Source organism: Streptomyces sp. NPDC051636, assembly GCF_044453765.1.
GTDB lineage: Bacteria > Actinomycetota > Actinomycetes > Streptomycetales > Streptomycetaceae > Streptomyces.
The window spans coordinates 1-1,272 of record NZ_JBITDA010000093.1 but is presented as its reverse complement, the minus strand read 5'-3'; the positions used below and the strand labels follow the sequence as shown (position 1 = coordinate 1,272).

Below are 1,272 nucleotides of genomic sequence, written 5' to 3'. Positions count from 1 at the left end.
ACATTTTACTCACGCACAGAGGAAAATGTGATGAACCAGTATATTAAACGCACACAACGCGATTACTCTCTATCCTTTAAACTGGCTGTCGTCGAACAGGTCGAAAAAGGCGAGATGACATACCGCCAGGCGCAAGATCGCTACGGTATCCAAGGCAGCCAGACTGTCATGAACTGGCTGCGCAAATACGGTCAACTTGACTGGCGAACTTCTCCTTCCACCAGAACGTGCGGAGACAACATGCCCAAACTCCCCCTGACGCCCGAACAGCGTATTAAAGAACTTGAGCAGCAACTGGCTGAATCTGAAGTCAAAGCCCAGTTCTTCGAAGCTGTCGTCAAAGTGATGAACACCGACTTTGGCGCCACGCTGACAAAAAAGCAGCTAACCGCCTTATCGCGCAAACACAAGTACCGGGACTCACAGTAACGCGGGCCTGCCGATGGATGGGCATCAGCCGACAAGCGTGGTATCAGTCCCTGCAGCGTGAAGCAGGCAAAGAGGAGCAGGCCCGGCATCTCGTCGAACAGGTGACGGCCATCCGCTTGCACCAACCCCGACTGGGGACACGTAAGCTGCATCACCTGTTGCGGCAACACCCCGAACCGGCGTTGCATGTGGGCCGTGACCGGTTGTTCAGTATCCTGCGCTGCGCGCGGTTACTGGTGATGCCTAAACGGGCGTATCACAAGACGACGCACAGCCATCATCGTTTTTATCGCCATCCCAACCTGCTAAAAGCGGGAGACAATCAAGTAATAGCCAGCCGTCCGGAACAGGTATGGGTGGCGGATATCACCTACCTGCCGCTGAGAACGGGGACGGCGTATGTCAGCCTGGTAACGGATGCCTGGTCGAGAAAAATCGTGGGATATCACGTGCATGACAGTCTGCATACCCGGCATGTCGCCTGCGCGTTCAAAATGGCACTGGCCGGCAGACGCACGGCGTTGCCGTTGGTGCATCACTCGGACAGGGGTATCCAGTACTGCTCGCAGGAATATCAGGCGTTACATCAGCAGTATGGCGTCATCTGCTCGATGACGGACGGGTATGACTGTTATCAGAACGCGCTGGCGGAACGGATAAACGGGATACTCAAAACGGAATACCTGCTCGGCAGGCCAGAAGATATCGCGCAGGCAAGAAAGATGGTCAGGGAGTCGGTGAACCTCTACAACACGCGGCGGCCGCACTTGTCGCTGAAATACAAAACGCCCGATGAGGTTCATCGGGCGTTATCCGGTTGAAAAGTGTCAACCTATATCAGGA

Annotated in this window: 1 pseudogene; it reads left to right on the top strand. The window is 54.9% G+C overall.

The annotated features are described in order from the left end of the window. Positions 1 to 30: 30 nt before the first annotated feature. Positions 31 to 1,272 (top strand): annotated as a pseudogene (locus tag ACIBBH_RS42520) (IS3 family transposase); the annotation flags it as partial.